The organism is Marinobacter sp. MDS2 (assembly GCF_030718085.1).
Taxonomy (GTDB): Bacteria; Pseudomonadota; Gammaproteobacteria; order Pseudomonadales; family Oleiphilaceae; genus Marinobacter.
Window position 1 is genome coordinate 1,897,830 of the sequence record NZ_JAVAJF010000001.1, and the last position, 17,064, is coordinate 1,914,893.

Sequence of the window (17,064 nt, forward strand, 5' to 3'; positions counted from 1 at the left end):
TATGTCGCCAACGTCGTCCTTGAATGCCTGGCAACTGCACTGTGCCCGTCGCACCGTGTTGTCTGGCGGAGTAATTGCTTACCCCACCGAAGCGGTCTGGGGCTTGGGGTGTGATCCCTGGAATCTTCAGGCTGTTGAGCGCATCCTGGAGCTGAAACAGCGGCCGATGGAGAAAGGCATGATTCTGGTGGCATCGTCCATCGATCAGGTGCGATTTCTTCTGGACCCACTGCCCCGTGTGTTGCAATGGGAAGCCGAACAGCACTGGCCGGGGCCCATCACCTGCTTGATTCCGGATGTTCTTGAGCAAGTGCCGGAATGGGTGCGAGGCCAGCACAGCACCATCGCGGTGCGAGTGTCGGACCACCCCTTGGTACAGGATTTGTGTGAAGCGACCGGGATGCCATTGGTTTCAACCTCGTGCAACCCGGCCGGGCGCGCGCCTGCGCGCAACATCTGGCAAGTGCGACGTTATTTCGGAAAGGAACTCGATCGCGTGATACCGGGCGCACTCGGGGGCAACCGCAATCCCAGCCGTATTATCGATATCCTCACCGGAAAACAGTTTCGTTAGGAGCAAGCATGTCACAACAGCCGGATTCTCAGGTCGTCAAAGCGTATTTACTGGGCCTTCAGGATCGCATTTGCCAGCGATTGGAAGCGTTGGATGGTCAGGCTTCCTTCATCGAAGACAGTTGGGATCGGCCGGAAGGTGGCGGCGGAATCAGCCGGGTTATCTCGGACGGCAAGGTGTTCGAAAAAGGCGGGGTGAATTTTTCGCACGTGATGGGCGACACGATGCCGCCCTCGGCCACGGCCCACCGCCCCCATCTGGCTGGTGCACCCTGGCAAGCAATGGGTGTGTCTCTGGTGATGCACCCTGAAAACCCTTATGTACCGACTTCCCACGCCAACGTTCGATTTTTCATTGCGACCCCCAAAGACGGTGCGCCAGTGTACTGGTTCGGCGGTGGCTACGACCTGACTCCCTACTACGGTTTTGACGAAGACTGCGTGCACTGGCATCGCACCGCTCGCACTGCTTGTGAGCCGTTCGGTGAGAACGTTTACGACCGATTCAAGCATTGGTGCGACGAGTATTTCTACCTCAAGCACCGGGACGAACCTCGTGGTGTCGGCGGTCTGTTTTTCGACGACCACAACACCGGCGATTTCGAGCGGGACTTTGCCTTCATGCAATCTGTGGGCGACAGTTACATTGAGGCCTATGAGCCGATCGTGAAGCGCCGAATCGATCATCCCTGGGGGGAACGCGAGCGCGATTTCCAGCTCTATCGCCGCGGGCGCTATGTGGAATTCAACCTGGTGTATGACCGTGGCACGTTATTTGGCTTGCAGTCGGGTGGCCGGACAGAATCGATTCTGATGTCGCTGCCGCCGATGGTGCGCTGGGATTACAGCCGCCAACCGGAGCCTGGCAGCGAAGAGGCCCGGCTGACGGATTACTTCCTCACGGACCGAAACTGGTTGGAGGGTGTTGATGAACAATGAACTCTACGCGGTGGTCGGAAACCCGATCAACCACAGCAAGTCGCCGCGAATTCACAGCTTGTTTGCCCGGCAAACCGGTGAGCCGGTGGAGTACACCGCCATTCAGGCGCCGTTGGACGATTTCGCCGGAACCGTAAAACACTTCTTTGAAGGCGGTGGTAAGGGGCTAAACGTTACTGTGCCGTTTAAAGAGCAGGCATGGACCCTCGCCGAGCACCGAACTCCCCGAGCGGAGAAGGCTGGAGCAGCCAACACACTGTATCTGGATCAAGAAAATGACCTTGTGGCCGATAACACAGATGGTGTCGGCATTGTTCGCGATCTGCGTGACAACCAGAAGGTGGAACTCAAAGGTGCGCGAATTCTTGTGTTGGGTGCTGGTGGTGCGGTACGCGGCGTGCTTGGCCCGATATTGGCGGAACAGCCGGCGGCACTGACCCTCGCTAACCGAACCGTTGCCAAGGCAGAGGCGTTGGTCCGCTTGTTTTCCGATGAGGCGGCCGCTGTCGAGTTGTCTGCCTGTGGTTTCGAGCAGCCGACACAGCCGTTTGATGTCATTATCAACGGCACCAGCGCCAGTTTGCAGGGGGATTTGCCGCCGGTTTCTGGGCATGTGATCGGGTCCGATACGGTGGTGTACGACATGATGTACTCTCTGCAAACCACCACGTTCAATCAGTGGGCGCTGGATAACGGAGCCCGCCGGGTTTACGACGGGCTGGGCATGTTAATCGAGCAAGCGGCCGAAGCGTTTCAGGTGTGGCGGGGTATCCGCCCGGAAACCGCTCCGGTTGTGGACGAACTTAGAAACGACTGAGCCGGGTTGGATAATCCCGGCCATAAGGGAAGGTCATGGATATTCTGACGCTGGTCGGGCTGTTCGCCGGAGTTGTGATTGTGCTGCTTGCCATGTTGGCAAACGCATCGATCACAACCTTCCTGAACCTGCCCGGCCTGGCCATTGTGTTGGGCGGCACCTTCGCGGTTACGTTGATCAAATTCCGTTTGCCCACCGTTGCCAGTGCGTTCCGGCTGGCGGCGAAAACAGTATTCACTGATCGTCTCCCCCGCCCTTCCTCGTTAATTCTGGAAGTGGGGGAGCTGGGCCGTAAGGTACGAAAAGAGGGTATTCTGGGGCTCGAAGAGCACGAAGCCAGCGATGACTTCCTGAAAAAAGCCATCTCCCTGTGTGTTGATGGTCATCCACCGGATCTGGTGGAAGAAGCATTACTGCAGGAAAACCAGCAAATTGCCGAGCGCTATGAAGTGGCCGAGCGGGTATTCCGGGGGATTGGCGAATCCGCCCCGGCCATCGGCATGCTGGGTACCCTGATCGGTTTGGTGCAGATGCTGAATACTCTTGATGACCCTTCCACCATCGGGCCCGCCATGGCCATCGCTCTTCTGACCACTCTGTACGGGGCTTTTCTTGCCCAGTTGATTGCCCTGCCCCTGGCGGAAAAGTTGCAGCTGAAAGCCGAAGACGACGCCCGCAACCAATTGCTGATCATCACCTCCATCAAGAGCATTATGCGCGGTGAAAACCCAAGGGTGATGACCGAGTTTCTGTCTTCCTACCTGCCCCCCGAGCATCGGACCGGTCTTGCGCCTGAAAAGGAGGCATAAGGATTGTTGCTGCCCCGGCCTCGCAAACGGCAAAAAGCCAAAAACGGTGCGCCAGACTGGATCGTCACCTTTGCCGATCTGGCGACCCTGCTCCTGACCTTTTTTATTCTGCTGCTGTCGTTTGCCGAAATGGATGTGGAAAAGTATCGGGCCATGGCAAATTCCATGTCGGTGGCGTTTGGTTCCCAAAACGTTATTGGTGAAGGCATCGGGGGCTCGCCAATCACTTTGCTGGAGTCTGAAACGGTATCGCTGCCGGAACCATCGGAGACCTTGCAAGACCAGCCCGAATTCATTGACGAGCGAGCCGAGGAGCCGGAAATCCGCCAGATCCCGGGCGGGGTTCTGGATCTGACCTCAAGACTGGTGCGAGAGCTGGAACCGGAAGCCGCGGCCGGTAGTTTGCAAGTCAATTACGACGAAGATCAGGTGGTTATCCGCTTTGCCGAGGAAGCCACGTTTCGGTCTGGAGACGCGGCCATCAAGCCTGACATGATTCCCATTATTGAACGAGTTGTGACGGTATTAGCCGGCTGCGAGGGCGATGTGGTGGTGTCCGGACACTCGGATGACCGCCCTATTTCCAGCAGTAAATACCGTTCCAACTGGGATCTTTCTGCGGCCCGGGCGGTGTCGGTGGTGCATGAGCTGGTGATGAACCGGCAAATTCCAGCGGACCGGGTGATGGCCGCCGGGCGTGCTGAAACCCGCCCGTTGGCGGCCAACGACAGCCCGGAGAATCGAGCTTTGAACCGCCGTGTGGAGATCTCCATTCGGAATCCCGAATGCTATGCGCAGGAATCGACTGGAGACGTTTCTGTCGAAATACTACCCTGACCCGCATTGCCTTATGCTTGCAGCGTAGATCCTCATAGTACTTTCATATAACTGACACAGTTTCAAAACCTTATACTGTGCGGCCTAAACATTTTGAATCCAGTAGGAGTGATACCAATGAGCGGACCGGATAAACCGAAAGTCCTTGACGAAGTGTGGAGTGACGAGCGGGTAAAAAGCTTCCTGGACCTGGAGCCCTATGACAAGACGGTGCAAGCGGACCACTTTGTCCTGTTGCGTGCCTATGAAGCCATGCGCGCCGAGGATTTCGAGCGCTTTGTCGGATTCTTTGTCGCCGCTGGTCGTAACCTGGATGCCACCGACGAGCACGGCGAGACCATGCTGGACCGAATCTCCAAGCATGGCCGCAGCGGCGATTACGCCCGCGCACTGGAAAACGCAGGCGCCAAAGCGCCAGCCGGAAACTGAGTTCCGGCGGACGTTATTCTGAAGCTTCGAGGTATTCGTTCTTCAGCTTCACGTAGTTGGCAGCGGTGTACTTGAAGAAGGTTTTTTCTTTGTCGCTCAACGCTCGCGCTTGTTTACAGGGTGAGCCGACATAGAGATAACCGGATTCAAGCCGCTTGCCCGGCGGCACCAGTGTGCCGGCCCCGATGATCACTTCGTCTTCAACGACGGCTCCGTCCATGACGGTACAGCCCATGCCCACCAGCACCCGGCTACCAATGGTGCAGCCGTGTAGCAGCGCCTTGTGGCCCACAGTCACATCGTCACCGAGAATCAGCGGCCAGCCACCCGGATTAAAATCACTGGCGTGGGTGATGTGCAAAACCGACCCGTCCTGAATGCTGCAGCGGTCGCCAATGCGGATTTTGTGCATGTCACCGCGGATCACGGTCATCGGCCAAACGGAGCAATCTTCCCCCATTTCGACGTCGCCGATTACCACGGCACTCTCGTCTACCCAGGTACTTTCACCAAATTTTGGTGTGCTACCCTTGTGAGTTCGTACATTCGCCATTACATATACCTCTATAACGTTTCCCGGAGGTTGGGGGCGCGTGTGGGATAGGTCTTTCCAAAACTGTGCGGAGCCATGGATGGCGGAGCTCAAGCGTCACATGGACGTGCCGAAGGAGCGTGTTTTGGAAAGACCTATCCCACACGTGCCGTGCACCAAAGTGTGATATCGGGAAGCTACCCTAAACATGAACCGCTGAGAAGGGGACCTATGAATAACCCGCTACTGACTGACGATCTGCTGCCGAAGTTCGAGCACATTCGCACCGAGCACATGGAAACGGCGATTGACCAGATTCTCAGCAAGAATCGGATGAAGATCCAATCGCTGGCCGAACAGGAAGACCCGACTTGGGATACCCTGATGCAGCCCATGCAGTCGATGGAAAACGACTTGACCAATGCCTGGTCCGTGATCTCCCACCTGAACGGCGTGATGAACAACGACGACCTGCGTACGGTGTACAAGAACTGTCTGGAAAAGCTGACCGAATACAGCACCGAAATCAGCCAGAATGAAGCCCTATGCAATGCTTACAAGAAGCTGGCGGCACGGGACGATTTTAAAGATCTCAGTGAAGCCCAGCGCAAGTCCATCGAGAATACCCTGCGCGACTTCCATCTGGGCGGTGTCGATCTGCCGGAGGACAAGAAAAAACGTTACGCGGACTTGTCCCGGGAATTGGCTGAGCTGTCGAACAAATTCAGTGACAACGTATTGGACGCCACCCAGAATTGGTTCAAGCAGATTACCGATGTCAGCGAACTATCGGGTGTGCCGGAAACCGCCATCGACGGTGCCAAGCAGGCGGCCCGACAGAAAGAGCTGGATGGTTACGTGATCACGCTGGATTTCCCCAGTTTCTACCCGATCATGACATACTGTGATAACCGTGAACTGCGCCGGGAAGTATACGAAGCCTTTGTCACCCGCGCCTCGGACCAAGGCCCGGATGCGGGCACCTGGGACAACACCCCGGTGATGGCTGAAATTCTCAAGCGCCGTCATGCCTTGGCGCAGTTGCTGGGCTTTAACAACTACGCCGAGCGTTCATTGGCCACCAAAATGGCTCGCAGCGTAGACGAGGTGCTGGAATTCCTGAACCAGCTGGCGGAGAAGTCCAAGCCGCAAGCCGAGAAGGAATTTGCCGAGCTGAAGGCGTTTGCCAAAGACGAGCACGGTGTCGATGATCTGCAAGCCTGGGACGTCGGTTATTACAGCGAAAAGCTGCGCCAGAAACGTTACGACATTTCTCCTGAAACCCTGCGCCCCTGGTTCCCTGTGGATAAAGTGGTACCCGGTTTGTTCCGAGTGGCTGAGAAGCTGTTCGGTGTTCAGATTGAAGAAAAACCGGACGTTGAAACCTGGCACGAAGACGCCACGGCTTATTGCATCAGCCGTAACGGTGAGCCTATTGCCTGGTTCTATCTGGACCTGTTCGCCCGCCAAGGCAAACGCGGTGGCGCCTGGATGGCCGATTGCCGGGTACGCTGGCGCAACATGCGCGGCCAGCTGCAATTGCCGGTTGCCTTCCTGACCTGTAACTTCACCCCGCCAGTAGATGGCAAACCGTCTCTGCTGACCCATGATGAAGTGACCACCCTGTTCCACGAGTTCGGTCACGGCTTGCATCACATGCTGACGCAAGTTGAAGTTATGGATGTCTCCGGCATCAACGGCGTGGCTTGGGACGCGGTCGAACTGCCGTCCCAGTTCCTGGAAAACTGGTGCTGGAATCCGGAATCTCTAGCTCTGATTGCCAGCCACCACGAAACCGGAGAACCGCTGCCGGAAGATCTGTTGCAAAAGCTGCTGGCAGCGAAAAACTTCCAATCCGGCATGGGCATGGTGCGCCAGTTGGAGTTCTCGTTGTTCGATTTCCGCCTGCACGCGGAGTTCACCGACGAAGCTCCCACCAACCCGCTCGACATGCATCGGAAGGTACGTGAAGACATTGCCGTGGTTCAGGCGCCGGAGTTCAATCGTTTCCCGAACGGTTTCTCTCACATCTTCGCGGGTGGCTACGCAGCGGGCTACTACAGCTACAAATGGGCCGAGGTCTTGGCAGCGGATGCCTTCTCATTGTTCGAGGAAAAAGGCATCTTCGATCCGGAAACTGGCAAGGCGTTCTTGCAGAACATTCTGGAAAAAGGCGGCTCGCAGGAGCCCATGGAGTTGTTCAAAGCCTTCCGCGGCCGTGAGCCTCAGGTGGATGCGTTGTTGGAGCAATCTGGCATTACCGGCGAAGTAGCCTGATACAATGAAAGCTGGCCGTGCTGATGCGGCCAGCTGGTTAATCTGGAGTTGAGTTATGCCGAGTCCAAAACGTTTTATCGCCGGTGCGATTTGTCCGCGCTGTGCGGAGATGGACAAGATCACGATGTTCACGGACGACAAAGGCGATCAGGTGCGTGAGTGCGTGGCCTGTGGGTATACCGATGCCCTGTCTGAGGTTGAGCAGCCAGCGGCTCCTGAAATTGAAACCCGCGTGAACACTCGGGGCAATGAGGACGACCATACGGTTAAACAGGTGGTGTTTTTTAAGGCTGGTTCTGAGGACTGATTTGCTTGGGCGACTGGCTTTGTAGCCTGGTTGTTTGGGAGATGGTCGGGGTTCGGGAGAGGGGGCCAAAACGGAAAACGTGGTTTTCCTGATAGTTTTGGTCCCCTCTCCCGAACCCCTTTTTTGTGGCCTTTTTAAAATCGCTTGGGTGCTTGAAGCGTTTTCAGGAAAGCATCAAAAAGAGCTTTTTCGTTCTCTTTAGTCTTTACCCCAGAGATTTCTCCAAAGATTAACGTTCGGGGTTGGTGGGGGGTGTCAAAACTATCAGGGAAACCACGTTTTCCGTTTTGACACCCCCCACCAACCCCGAACCACCCCGCAGAAAAGCAGGCTACTTACAAAGTTAGAGAACCATAGCCGCCAACCAGCCAAAGCCAAGCAATGGCAGGTTGTAGTGCAGGAAGGTCGGAACAACCGTATCCCAAATGTGGTTGTGTTGACCGTCTACGTTCAGACCAGCCGTTGGCCCAAGGGTAGAATCGGAAGCCGGGGAACCGGCATCACCCAGAGCACCGGCGGTGCCTACCAAGGCAACGATGGCCAACGGGCTGAAGCCCATTTGCAGGGCCAGCGGAACATACAAAGCCGCAATAATGGGAATGGTGGAGAACGACGAGCCAATACCCATGGTAATCAGCAGGCCCACCACCAGCATCAGCAGGGCCGCGAGCGGTTTGTTCTCGCCAATGGCGGCAACCGAGCCTTCGACCAGATTGGCGATGTCACCGGTTTCGCGCATCACTTCCGCGAAACCGTTGGCGGCGATCATGATGAAACCGATCATCGCCAGCATCTTCATGCCTTCGGTGAACAAGTCATCCGCTTCCTGCCATTTAACAACACCCGACAGGTTGAACAGCACGAAACCTGCCAGCGCGCCCAGAATCATAGAGCCCAGCCACAGCTGCACCACGAAAGCCACTACGATGGCGATCAGTGCCATAACCAGGGTTTTCGGGCTGTATTTTACGTCCACCCGCTCGGTTTGGCTGATCAGTTTGAGGTCGTAGCCACGACCGCCGCGATAACTGAAGAACACTGCGATCAAAAGGCCCACCAGCATGCCCAGCGCAGGTAGCGCCATGGCGGACATGACATTCAATTCACTGGCATCGACACCGTTGTCTGCAACGTTAGCGAGCAGGATTTCATTCAGGTAAATGCCGCCGAAGCCCACAGGCAGGAACATATACGGCGTGATCAAACCGAAGGTCAGTGCACAGGCCACCAGGCGGCGGTCCATGTGGAGTTTGGCCATCACGTACAGCAACGGCGGGACAACCAGCGGGATAAAGGCGATGTGGATCGGCAGGATGTTCTGGGAAGACATCGCAACGGCAACCAGCAGGCCGATAATCATGAAGCGAATGCCGGTGGCTGCGCCCCCTTCGTCTTGTTTGCCCACCAGAGCGAGAGCTTTGTCGGCCAAGGCGTGGGCCAGACCGGATTTACCGATAGCGACAGCGAAGGCGCCCAAGGTGGCGTAGGACAAAGCGACAGTTGCCCCGCCGCCCAAACCGGCATTAAAGGCATCAATGGTGGACTCGAGGGACATCCCTGCGACAAGGCCACCAGATATGGCGCCGACAATCAGGGCAACAACAACGTGGATGCGGCACAAGCTCAGTACGAGCATGATCAGTACCGCGGCAACAACGGCATTCATGGCAAACTCCGGCTGAAAACTGAAGGTTAGCTGGCACCTTCAGGGCACCAGCGGTACGAAAAGTGGGCTAATGTGCAGGAAATGGCCGTGCCAGTCAAAGTGGTTATGTAATTAATCTTTCGCCTCTACCCGGGCAAACCGGGGTACTTCTTCTCCGGCCACCTGGACGGTTTCGCGGAACATGCTGAGCGGACGTACCCATAAACTGTGGTCTCCGTACAGGCAGCGGTAGACCACGAGCGACTCTTCGGTTTCGCTGTGCTTGGCTACGCCGATGACTTCGTAATCGCGCCCCTTATAGTGGCGGTATCGGCCTGGTGAAATTGTCTGCGAGGATCGGTTCATCAATGTTGCCCCGTGCGTAGTGAGCTATGCTCAAAGTGGTGCATAAAATTCAGCCAGTAGAACCCTAGTATCCAGTTGGCCGATGAGCAATGGTAGACGTGTTGTGAGAGCGATTCTATTTATTTTACTAGGCCTGATCAGCCCGGCGGTTTTTTCAGCGCCTGTAGCTTTTCAATGGCTAGAAGTGCCGTATGGCGAGCTGTCTCTCGACGATGTTCGATCCGCTCCTGCAAGTCAGTGGCAATCCGTATCGGAGGGCGAGACGTTGAACCGGGGCTTCAGCGACAACGACTTTTGGTTAAGAGTCTCTTTGCCTGTGGATAAGCGCAATCGACTGTTAACTATTGGCTATCCGTTACTGGATGAGGTGTCTGTTTACTGGATGGTTGGTGAGCAAGTCATCGAAACCCACCACACCGGCGATAAGCTTCCGTTCAATAGTCGCCCGATCAGCCATCGTAATTTTGTCTTTTTAGCCCCTACCTCTACTGATCCCTTAACCGCTTGGGTGCGTGTGCACACGGATGGTTCGGCTCAGATACCGGTCTCAGTAATGCCCTCTGGCGAGTTTTTGGCCAAGGAACAGGCGTCGTTTGGCTGGCAGGCCATGTTTGTCGGGGTCGTTTTGGCGCTGGCCCTGTACAACTTCTTTCTATTTACGATGGTGCGTGACACAACCTACCTGTGGTACGTGATGACCGTGCTTTCCACAAGTCTGGTTCAGCTGAACTTCAACGGGCTGTTGTTTCAGTGGCTGTGGCCAACCCTGCCGTGGCTGAACGAATTCGTAACCGCTCCGTTAGTGGGCGCCGCTTTAATTTTCGCGCTGACGTTCACGATCAAGTTTTTGTCTATAAAACAGTTCAGCCTGGCCAGCTATCGTCTGCTTTGGGTGCTTAGATTACTGTCGTTTTTAATACTTGGGTACAGCATTTTCGTGTCCTACCACTCCGGGATTGTTCTGGTGAGTGCGCTGGCCGCTATCGGTACACCGATGGTTTGGCTGATGGCGCTGAGGCTTTGGAGTAAAGGTCAGGCATTGGCAGGCTATTACGTGTTGGCCTGGACGCCTCTTCTGGTGGGGCATCTTGCGTTAGCCACCAGTAAATTGGGGTTGATGCCTCGAAGCTTGTTTACCGAGATGGCCCCGCAAGCCGGGGTGGCGATTGAGGCTGTGTTGTTGTCACTGGCTTTGGCTTACCGGATCAATAGAGAGCGTAAGAAACGCCAGGAAGCGCAGGATCATGCGTTGGTGGTTCAGCGCGAGGCCAACCTGACGTTGGAAACCCGGGTTCAGGAACGGACCGAAGAACTGCAAAATGCGAATCAATTGCTTAAGGCAGCGAGTTTGACGGATGGCCTGACCGGCGTCGCCAATCGCCGACGATTTGATGAAAAGCTGGGTGAGGAATGGCAGCGTGCCGTTCGGCACAAACAGGAACTTAGTTTGATCATGGTGGATATTGATCACTTCAAAAAGGTCAACGACACCTTGGGGCACTTGATTGGCGATGATTGTCTGGTGGCGGTGGCGAGTGTCATCGACAACGAAGTGCAGCGTTCAATTGATTTGCTTGCCCGCTTTGGTGGCGAGGAGTTTGTGGTGCTTCTGCCGACAACCGGTAGCGAAGGAGCCGGGGTGGTTGCCGAGCGTTTGAGGACAGCGGTTGAAGGCTCCCCGGTGAAGGTGAGTGATGGGGGTGCGCCGGTGAACCTGACCATCAGTCTGGGGGTTGCCACCCTTCTGGCCACACAAGGCGCTGATCCTCAAGAGCTGATACGGCGCGCGGATGAGGCGCTGTATCGGGCCAAAACCGGTGGCCGCAACCGGGTGGTTGTCTGGTGTGATAGCCAGCCAACCACCGTTAGTTGATCGTCAATTCTTGAGCTTGTAACGGCCCGGGCCGAGAAAGATAACCGCTAACGCAGAGAACAAGAAGAAACCTTGCAGCTCCAGTGACCAACCGCCGTTACTGCTGAGCGAGAGCAGCTGATGGCTGTGTACCAATGCAATGGCCACAACCATGTTGAAGACAACGATGAGCGCACCGATGCGGGTCTGGTAGCCCAGAATGATCATCAGGGGCGCAAGAATTTCGCCGATGTAAACGCCATAGGCAAGAATGGTTGGCAAATTGTGGCTGGCTAACTGGCCTTCGATAAAGCCGACGCCGTTGAGCAACTTAGACACCCCGTGGAACAGCAGAAGGCCGCCAAGCGTGAGTCGAATAATCAGTTTTCCCAGGTCTGCATTGTCCAACACGAGCGTGTATCTCCTTAATTATTTCAACCAGTAAGGTGCGTTTCGGCGTTCAGTTTAGCGGGTTGTCGGATAGCCGGAAAGGAACCGGGTGAATCTGGATTGGCTGGTGCATTGCCTGAACGGCTAAAGCAGTCCCGGCCGGAGTGAAAACTGAATGTGATTGCGATCCAGAAGATGCTCCCAAAACTGGCGCATCCAGTCCCAGGCCCGGTTGTTGACCTGATTTACGAAAGGTTCGAGATCAAGGCTGTAATAATCGGGCGTACCAGCGATCTGCAGTACCGTGATGGTAATGGCGTCATCCAGCTCATTGGCAAAGGGTTCGCCAATCAATTCATGAACCAGCAAGTTGGCTCGCGTGGCTTCCAGATCAATGAGTTCGCTGGCGCGGATGGAGCGGTTGTTGTCGTGCATCTCCTCCATCAGGCGGTGGCACATGTAGGCGCGGATGAGCAACCCGTCCAATCCGTCGTATTGAACCAGTAATACCGAAGGCTGGGTGAAGTATTGCGTAGCGCCGTCGATGAACGGTTTGAACAGTTCCCTGATCCCGGCTTCCTGAGCGCATGCGTCTACGCACTCGATCAGGCGCGGGGCCATTTCGATGTACTCGATGGCGAACTGGAACAGGCTGGTAGCAGGATTCGAACCTCCGACCACAATAGAAGCTGGCAAGCGGTTTACCGTTTCTTTCATCTGGCGCAGAAACGTGCCGGAGCGAGCCTCCTTACGTCGAGCATGATCAATAATCTCGAGAACTGCCTGTGGTGTCATTGCAGGAGATGCCGCTTTGTGTACGAGTTGAGGTCGCAAGGCCCCTCCTTGGTTCTACCAAGAGCAACCGGGAGCAGGTAACCGGGTGGTTTAGCCCCGATATGCCTGCCGTTTCTCGTTATTGTAGCCAAAATTCACGAGAGTGCTGCCGTCGAATGCTAAATAACGTTATCACCGGAGCTGCGTGAATTGGCCCTAGTGGGGCTGAAACCAGCGGTCGTGGCGCGTGTAGTGCCAGCATAGCCAACCCATACTGACGGCCCGCGCCAGCATCAGACTGATCAGGGACAACCACAGCCCGTGGTTGCCCAAGCCGGTTGTCAGCCACCACACCGGAAGAAACACTCCGATGGCCGAAAACAGCATGGTGTTTTGCATCTCCCGGGCGCGGGTAGCGCCGATGAAGACACCGTCCAGCAAGAACCCCCAGACCGCCGCGAAAGGCAGTAACCAGAGCCAGGGTAAATACTGCCAGGCGGTGAATTGCACCCCCTCGATGTCGGTCAGCAAGCTGATCAACCAGCGGCCGCCAAGCACGAAGGCGATGGTAAGCAGCAGGGCACCCCAGATGGACCAACGCAGGGCGCTACTGAATACGGTTTTGAACCGCGCCTTGTTGCCTTTGCCGATGGCTTCGCCGATCAATGCTTCGGCGGCATTGGCAAAACCATCCAGAGCGTTGGAGATCACCAGCAGAAAGGTGATCAAGACCGCATTTGCAGCAAGAATAATGTCCCCTTGCCGGGCTCCCTGAGCGGTAAAAAAGGCGAGCACCAGCAGCAGTGCGATGGTGCGCACCATGATGAAACGATTGACCTGAAGAATGCGCAGGTAATCGGACAGTTGCCCGAACAGCTCTTTGGTCAGCGTTTGCCCGTCGGGCATGCGTTTGAGCACGATGGCGAAGCCGATGGCGGTAGCGCCGTACTCGGCCAGAACGGTGGCCATGGCAACACCACGGCTGTTCCAGCCCAGCACGGTCACAAAGAAGATATCCAGAATAATATTGATGCCGTTGGCAATGATGAGCATCACCATCGGGCCACGGGGATACTGGGTGCCAATCAGCCAGCCCACCAACGTGTATTGGCAAAGAACAGCGGGCGCACTCCAGATTCGAATCGAGGCGTACTCAGCCGCCAGCTCGGCCACCGATGGGCTCGGGTTCATCAAATGCAAACCGAGCGCAATCAAAGGCTGATGAAACAGAATCAGCAGCAGGCCAATGCCCACCGCAAGCATCAGCGAGCGCAGCAACAGCGCGACCTGGGCAAAGGAATCCCGTTGCCCCCAAGCTTGGGCGGCCAGTCCGGTGGTGCCCATGCGCATAAAACCGAAGGTCCAGTACAAAATACTGAACAGGTTCGCCCCGACAGCAACCGCACCCAGATACTCGGGGTTATCCAAATGACCAAGCACCGCGGTATCCACCAGGCCCAAAAGCGGCACCGTGAGGTTCGTCAGCATCAACGGCCAGGCAAGCAGCCAGAGGCGCTGGTCTGTGGCGCTGAAAATCTTGTTATGCAATTTGCTCATTAAAACGGGCCGTTTATCTCATTTAGGTTTAACTGGATTTTTAGTGTTTTGCTAATCAGTGTCTACACTGAGCAGTGATGTATCCATAAGCAGGCTTTCACTCGCGGACGTTTTGGTGTTGCGAGCACCGGAACCGACCGCCGAGGGATGACGCAAAATCCGACAAGAATAACACTCTGTGGAGACACAGTATGCGCGTGCATGCCAAGCGGGCACTTGCCCTAGTCACTGGTCTGTTGCTACCGGGTATGGTCATGGCGGACTGGACCATGAACATGACGCCGGGTGTAACCGGTACCAGCAATCAGATATTCAGCCTTCACATGACCATCCTATGGATCTGCGTAGCCATCGGCGTGGTGGTGTTCGGGGTTATGTTCTGGTCTATCTTTGCCCACCGCAAATCCCAAGGCTATAAAGCGGCCAACTTCCATGAACACACATGGGTGGAAATACTTTGGACAGCCATTCCGTTTGCGATTCTGGTCGCCATGGCGGTGCCGGCCACGGCAACGCTCATCGAAATGTACGACACCACCGAATCCGAGGTCGATATCAAGATCACCGGGTATCAGTGGCGTTGGCAGTACGAGTATATCAATGATGACTTCGGTTATTTCTCCAGCTTGTCGACCCCTCGTGATCAGATCGAAAACCGTCAGACGAAGGGGGAGAACTATCTGCTGGAGGTGGACAAGCCGCTGGTGATACCGGTCGGTAAGAAGGTTCGTTTCCTGTTAACGGCGAACGACGTGATCCACTCCTGGTGGGTGCCGGCGTTTGGTGTGAAGAAAGATGCTATTCCGGGCTTTATCAATGAAACCTGGACCCGTGTGGACGAACCCGGAATTTACCGCGGGCAGTGCACCGAGCTGTGCGGCAAAGATCATGGCTTCATGCCCGTGGTCGTTGAAGCTGTACCCGAAGAGGAGTATGTGGCCTGGGTTGAGGAGCAAAAACAAGCTGCGGAAGCTGAACGGCAGCTTACTCAAAAAGACTGGACGCTGGATGAATTGATGGCTCGTGGCGAAAAAGCCTATGCCAGTGCCTGTGCAGCTTGCCACCAGCCGAACGGCGCAGGTATGCCGCCAGCGTTCCCCGCACTGAAAGGCAGCCCGGTCGTCACCAGCGACATGGCGGCACACATCGATATTGTGGTGAACGGGGTATCCGGCACCGCGATGCAGGCCTTTGGCGGGCAGTTGAGCGAAGTAGACCTGGCGGCGGTCATTACCTACGAGCGTAACGCGTGGGGTAACAACACCGGAGAGATGGTCACGCCGAAAGAGATCTTCGACTTCAAGAATAAAGAGTAGTTGACGCCAGATAACAACAATCACCAGCCATAAAAAACGGCGGTAACGGGGGTTTTCATGAGTGCGGTTGCAGATACCCACAACCAGGAACATCACCACGGCCCGGCCAAAGGCATCAGCCGTTGGTTGTTGACCACCAACCATAAAGATATCGGGTCTATGTACCTGATCTTCAGCTTCGCTATGTTCCTGCTCGGCGGCAGCATGGCGATGGTCATACGAGCGGAATTGTTCCAGCCGGGATTGCAGATTGTTCAGCCCGAGTTTTTTAACCAGATGACCACCATGCACGGGCTGATCATGGTGTTCGGCGCGGTTATGCCGGCGTTCGTCGGTTTGGCCAACTGGATGTTGCCACTGATGATCGGTGCGCCCGACATGGCGTTGCCACGGATGAATAACTGGAGTTTCTGGCTGCTGCCCTGTGCCTTCCTGATTCTGGTGTCCACACTGTTTATGGAAGGCGGCGCACCCAATTTCGGCTGGACCTTCTATGCGCCTTTGTCCACCACCTACGGCCCCCCGAGCACTACCTTCTTCATTTTTGCCATTCACATTATGGGTGTGTCATCCATCATGGGGGCCATCAACGTGATCGCCACCATCCTGAACTTGCGCGCGCCGGGCATGACTCTGATGAAAATGCCCTTGTTCGTCTGGACCTGGCTGATCACGGCATTTCTGTTGATTGCCGTAATGCCGGTACTGGCCGGTGCGGTCACCATGATGCTGATGGACATTAACTTCGGCACCAGCTTCTTCGATGCCTCCGGCGGCGGCGATCCGGTGTTGTTCCAGCACGTGTTCTGGTTCTTCGGGCATCCCGAGGTGTACATCATGATCTTGCCGGCGTTCGGAGCCGTTTCCCATATTGTGCCGGCTTTCTCTCGTAAACCACTATTTGGATATGCCTCCATGGTGTATGCCGTGGGTGCCATTGCAGTGCTCTCGTTTCTGGTTTGGGCCCACCACATGTTTACCGTTGGCATCCCGCTGGCGGGGCAACTGTTCTTTATGTACGCAACCTTGTTGATTGCGGTGCCCACCGGGGTGAAGGTGTTCAACTGGGTGACCACCATGTTCCGCGGTTCGTTAAGCTTTGAAGCCCCCATGCTGTTTGCAGTGGCTTTTATTATCCTGTTTACCATCGGCGGTTTTTCCGGCTTGATGCTGGCGATTGCACCGGCTGACTTCCAGTACCACGACACCTATTTCGTGGTGGCTCACTTCCACTATGTGCTGGTACCGGGCGCTATCTTCGGTATCTTCGCTTCCGCCTATTTCTGGTTGCCCAAATGGACCGGCAACATGTACGACGAAACGCTCGCCAAAACCCACTTCTGGCTGTCGTTTGTCGGCATGAATCTGGCGTTCTTCCCGATGCACTTCCTGGGTTTGGCGGGCATGCCACGGCGGATTCCGGATTACGCGCTGCAGTTCGCGGATTTCAATATGGTGTCCAGCGTCGGGGCCTTTATGTTCGGCGTGACGCAACTGTTGTTCCTGTTCATCGTGGTGAAGTGTGCCCGTGGCGGTGAGAAAGCACCGGCCAAACCGTGGGACGGTGCCGAAGGTTTGGAGTGGACTGTGCCCTCGCCTGCGCCTTATCACACGTTCACAACACCCCCTGAAGTGAAGTAACCG

General features: G+C 55.8%; 17 protein-coding genes. 11 read left to right on the forward strand and 6 right to left on the reverse strand.

From position 1 onward, the window contains the following. Position 1 precedes the first annotated feature (1 nt). The 6 genes from Q9245_RS08910 to Q9245_RS08935 all read left to right on the forward strand — a co-directional run bounded on the left by Q9245_RS08910 (position 2) and on the right by Q9245_RS08935 (position 4,404). Entirely contained in the window at positions 2–574 is a 573-nt protein-coding gene (locus tag Q9245_RS08910) for an L-threonylcarbamoyladenylate synthase (protein ID WP_305896792.1), read from the forward strand. 8 nt (positions 575–582) lie between these two features. Further along, complete coding sequence (gene hemF, locus Q9245_RS08915) at positions 583–1,512, forward strand: oxygen-dependent coproporphyrinogen oxidase (protein WP_305896793.1); 930 nt, start codon at positions 583–585, stop codon at positions 1,510–1,512. Then, positions 1,502–2,329: a shikimate dehydrogenase gene (gene aroE, locus Q9245_RS08920; RefSeq protein WP_305896794.1), complete on the forward strand. Its 828-nt coding sequence runs from the start codon at positions 1,502–1,504 to the stop codon at positions 2,327–2,329. The genes hemF and aroE overlap by 11 nt, the downstream gene beginning before the upstream one ends. 35 nt (positions 2,330–2,364) lie before the next feature. Continuing rightward, positions 2,365–3,138, forward strand: a complete 774-nt coding sequence (locus tag Q9245_RS08925) for a motility protein A (protein ID WP_305896795.1) — start codon at positions 2,365–2,367, stop codon at positions 3,136–3,138. A 3-nt stretch (positions 3,139–3,141) separates the two neighbouring features. Next, positions 3,142–3,975, forward strand: coding sequence for a flagellar motor protein MotB (locus Q9245_RS08930; protein WP_305896796.1), 834 nt, complete (start codon positions 3,142–3,144; stop codon positions 3,973–3,975). Positions 3,976–4,092: 117 nt separating this feature from the next. After that, a complete protein-coding gene (locus Q9245_RS08935; protein ID WP_114335083.1) occupies positions 4,093–4,404 on the forward strand; it encodes a PA4642 family protein in 312 nt (103 codons plus the stop codon). A 13-nt stretch (positions 4,405–4,417) separates the two neighbouring features. Here the strand turns inward: Q9245_RS08935 and Q9245_RS08940 are convergent, their stop codons facing one another. Then, complete coding sequence (locus Q9245_RS08940) at positions 4,418–4,957, reverse strand: gamma carbonic anhydrase family protein (RefSeq protein WP_305896797.1); 540 nt, start codon at positions 4,955–4,957, stop codon at positions 4,418–4,420. A 210-nt stretch (positions 4,958–5,167) separates the two neighbouring features. Here Q9245_RS08940 and prlC point away from each other — a divergent pair, with 210 nt between their 5' ends. Then, on the forward strand, positions 5,168–7,213 hold the full coding sequence (gene prlC / locus Q9245_RS08945; protein ID WP_305896798.1) for an oligopeptidase A: 2,046 nt from the start codon (positions 5,168–5,170) through the stop codon (positions 7,211–7,213). A gap of 55 nt (positions 7,214–7,268) precedes the next feature. Further along, on the forward strand, positions 7,269–7,520 hold the full coding sequence (locus tag Q9245_RS08950; protein WP_223134633.1) for a YheV family putative zinc ribbon protein: 252 nt from the start codon (positions 7,269–7,271) through the stop codon (positions 7,518–7,520). A gap of 343 nt (positions 7,521–7,863) precedes the next feature. Here the strand turns inward: Q9245_RS08950 and Q9245_RS08955 are convergent, their stop codons facing one another. Continuing rightward, complete coding sequence (locus Q9245_RS08955; protein WP_305896799.1) at positions 7,864–9,186, reverse strand: Na+/H+ antiporter family protein; 1,323 nt, start codon at positions 9,184–9,186, stop codon at positions 7,864–7,866. 111 nt (positions 9,187–9,297) lie between these two features. Continuing rightward, positions 9,298–9,531, reverse strand: a complete 234-nt coding sequence (locus Q9245_RS08960) for a DUF1653 domain-containing protein (RefSeq protein WP_305896800.1) — start codon at positions 9,529–9,531, stop codon at positions 9,298–9,300. Positions 9,532–9,634: 103 nt separating this feature from the next. On the opposite strand from Q9245_RS08960, the gene Q9245_RS08965 reads away from it, so the two are divergent. Continuing rightward, the gene (locus Q9245_RS08965; protein ID WP_305896801.1) at positions 9,635–11,404 is read left to right on the forward strand and encodes a diguanylate cyclase; all 1,770 of its coding nucleotides are present in this window, start codon (positions 9,635–9,637) and stop codon (positions 11,402–11,404) included. Between the two features lie 3 nt (positions 11,405–11,407). Here Q9245_RS08965 and Q9245_RS08970 read toward each other — a convergent pair whose 3' ends face one another. The 3 genes from Q9245_RS08970 to Q9245_RS08980 form a co-directional block, all read right to left on the reverse strand. Further along, the gene (locus Q9245_RS08970; RefSeq protein WP_305896802.1) at positions 11,408–11,794 is read right to left on the reverse strand and encodes a DoxX family protein; all 387 of its coding nucleotides are present in this window, start codon (positions 11,792–11,794) and stop codon (positions 11,408–11,410) included. Between the two features lie 123 nt (positions 11,795–11,917). Beyond that, a complete protein-coding gene (locus Q9245_RS08975; RefSeq protein WP_305896803.1) occupies positions 11,918–12,568 on the reverse strand; it encodes a hypothetical protein in 651 nt (216 codons plus the stop codon). 195 nt (positions 12,569–12,763) lie between these two features. Next, positions 12,764–14,104: an MATE family efflux transporter gene (locus Q9245_RS08980; protein ID WP_305896804.1), complete on the reverse strand. Its 1,341-nt coding sequence runs from the start codon at positions 14,102–14,104 to the stop codon at positions 12,764–12,766. Between the two features lie 191 nt (positions 14,105–14,295). Here Q9245_RS08980 and coxB point away from each other — a divergent pair, with 191 nt between their 5' ends. Together coxB and ctaD are read left to right on the forward strand one after the other, a co-directional pair. Beyond that, positions 14,296–15,420, forward strand: coding sequence for a cytochrome c oxidase subunit II (coxB, locus tag Q9245_RS08985; RefSeq protein ID WP_305896805.1), 1,125 nt, complete (start codon positions 14,296–14,298; stop codon positions 15,418–15,420). Between the two features lie 57 nt (positions 15,421–15,477). Further along, positions 15,478–17,061, forward strand: a complete 1,584-nt coding sequence (ctaD, locus tag Q9245_RS08990) for a cytochrome c oxidase subunit I (protein WP_305896806.1) — start codon at positions 15,478–15,480, stop codon at positions 17,059–17,061. Positions 17,062–17,064: the final 3 nt, after the last annotated feature.

Bases quoted from the DNA above. Each gene is read 5' to 3' on its own strand.
- Q9245_RS08960 (WP_305896800.1), bottom strand. From the start codon at position 9,531: ATGAACCGATCCTCGCAGACAATTTCACCAGGCCGATACCGCCACTAT.
- Q9245_RS08980 (WP_305896804.1), bottom strand. From the start codon at position 14,104: ATGAGCAAATTGCATAACAAGATTTTCAGCGCCACAGACCAGCGCCTC.
- Q9245_RS08955 (WP_305896799.1), bottom strand. From the start codon at position 9,186: ATGAATGCCGTTGTTGCCGCGGTACTGATCATGCTCGTACTGAGCTTG.
- Q9245_RS08950 (WP_223134633.1), top strand. From the start codon at position 7,269: ATGCCGAGTCCAAAACGTTTTATCGCCGGTGCGATTTGTCCGCGCTGT.
- Q9245_RS08940 (WP_305896797.1), bottom strand. From the start codon at position 4,957: ATGGCGAATGTACGAACTCACAAGGGTAGCACACCAAAATTTGGTGAA.
- Q9245_RS08910 (WP_305896792.1), top strand. From the start codon at position 2: ATGTCGCCAACGTCGTCCTTGAATGCCTGGCAACTGCACTGTGCCCGT.
- hemF (WP_305896793.1), top strand. From the start codon at position 583: ATGTCACAACAGCCGGATTCTCAGGTCGTCAAAGCGTATTTACTGGGC.
- prlC (WP_305896798.1), top strand. From the start codon at position 5,168: ATGAATAACCCGCTACTGACTGACGATCTGCTGCCGAAGTTCGAGCAC.
- aroE (WP_305896794.1), top strand. From the start codon at position 1,502: ATGAACAATGAACTCTACGCGGTGGTCGGAAACCCGATCAACCACAGC.
- ctaD (WP_305896806.1), top strand. From the start codon at position 15,478: ATGAGTGCGGTTGCAGATACCCACAACCAGGAACATCACCACGGCCCG.
- Q9245_RS08935 (WP_114335083.1), top strand. From the start codon at position 4,093: ATGAGCGGACCGGATAAACCGAAAGTCCTTGACGAAGTGTGGAGTGAC.
- coxB (WP_305896805.1), top strand. From the start codon at position 14,296: ATGCGCGTGCATGCCAAGCGGGCACTTGCCCTAGTCACTGGTCTGTTG.
- Q9245_RS08975 (WP_305896803.1), bottom strand. From the start codon at position 12,568: ATGACACCACAGGCAGTTCTCGAGATTATTGATCATGCTCGACGTAAG.
- Q9245_RS08925 (WP_305896795.1), top strand. From the start codon at position 2,365: ATGGATATTCTGACGCTGGTCGGGCTGTTCGCCGGAGTTGTGATTGTG.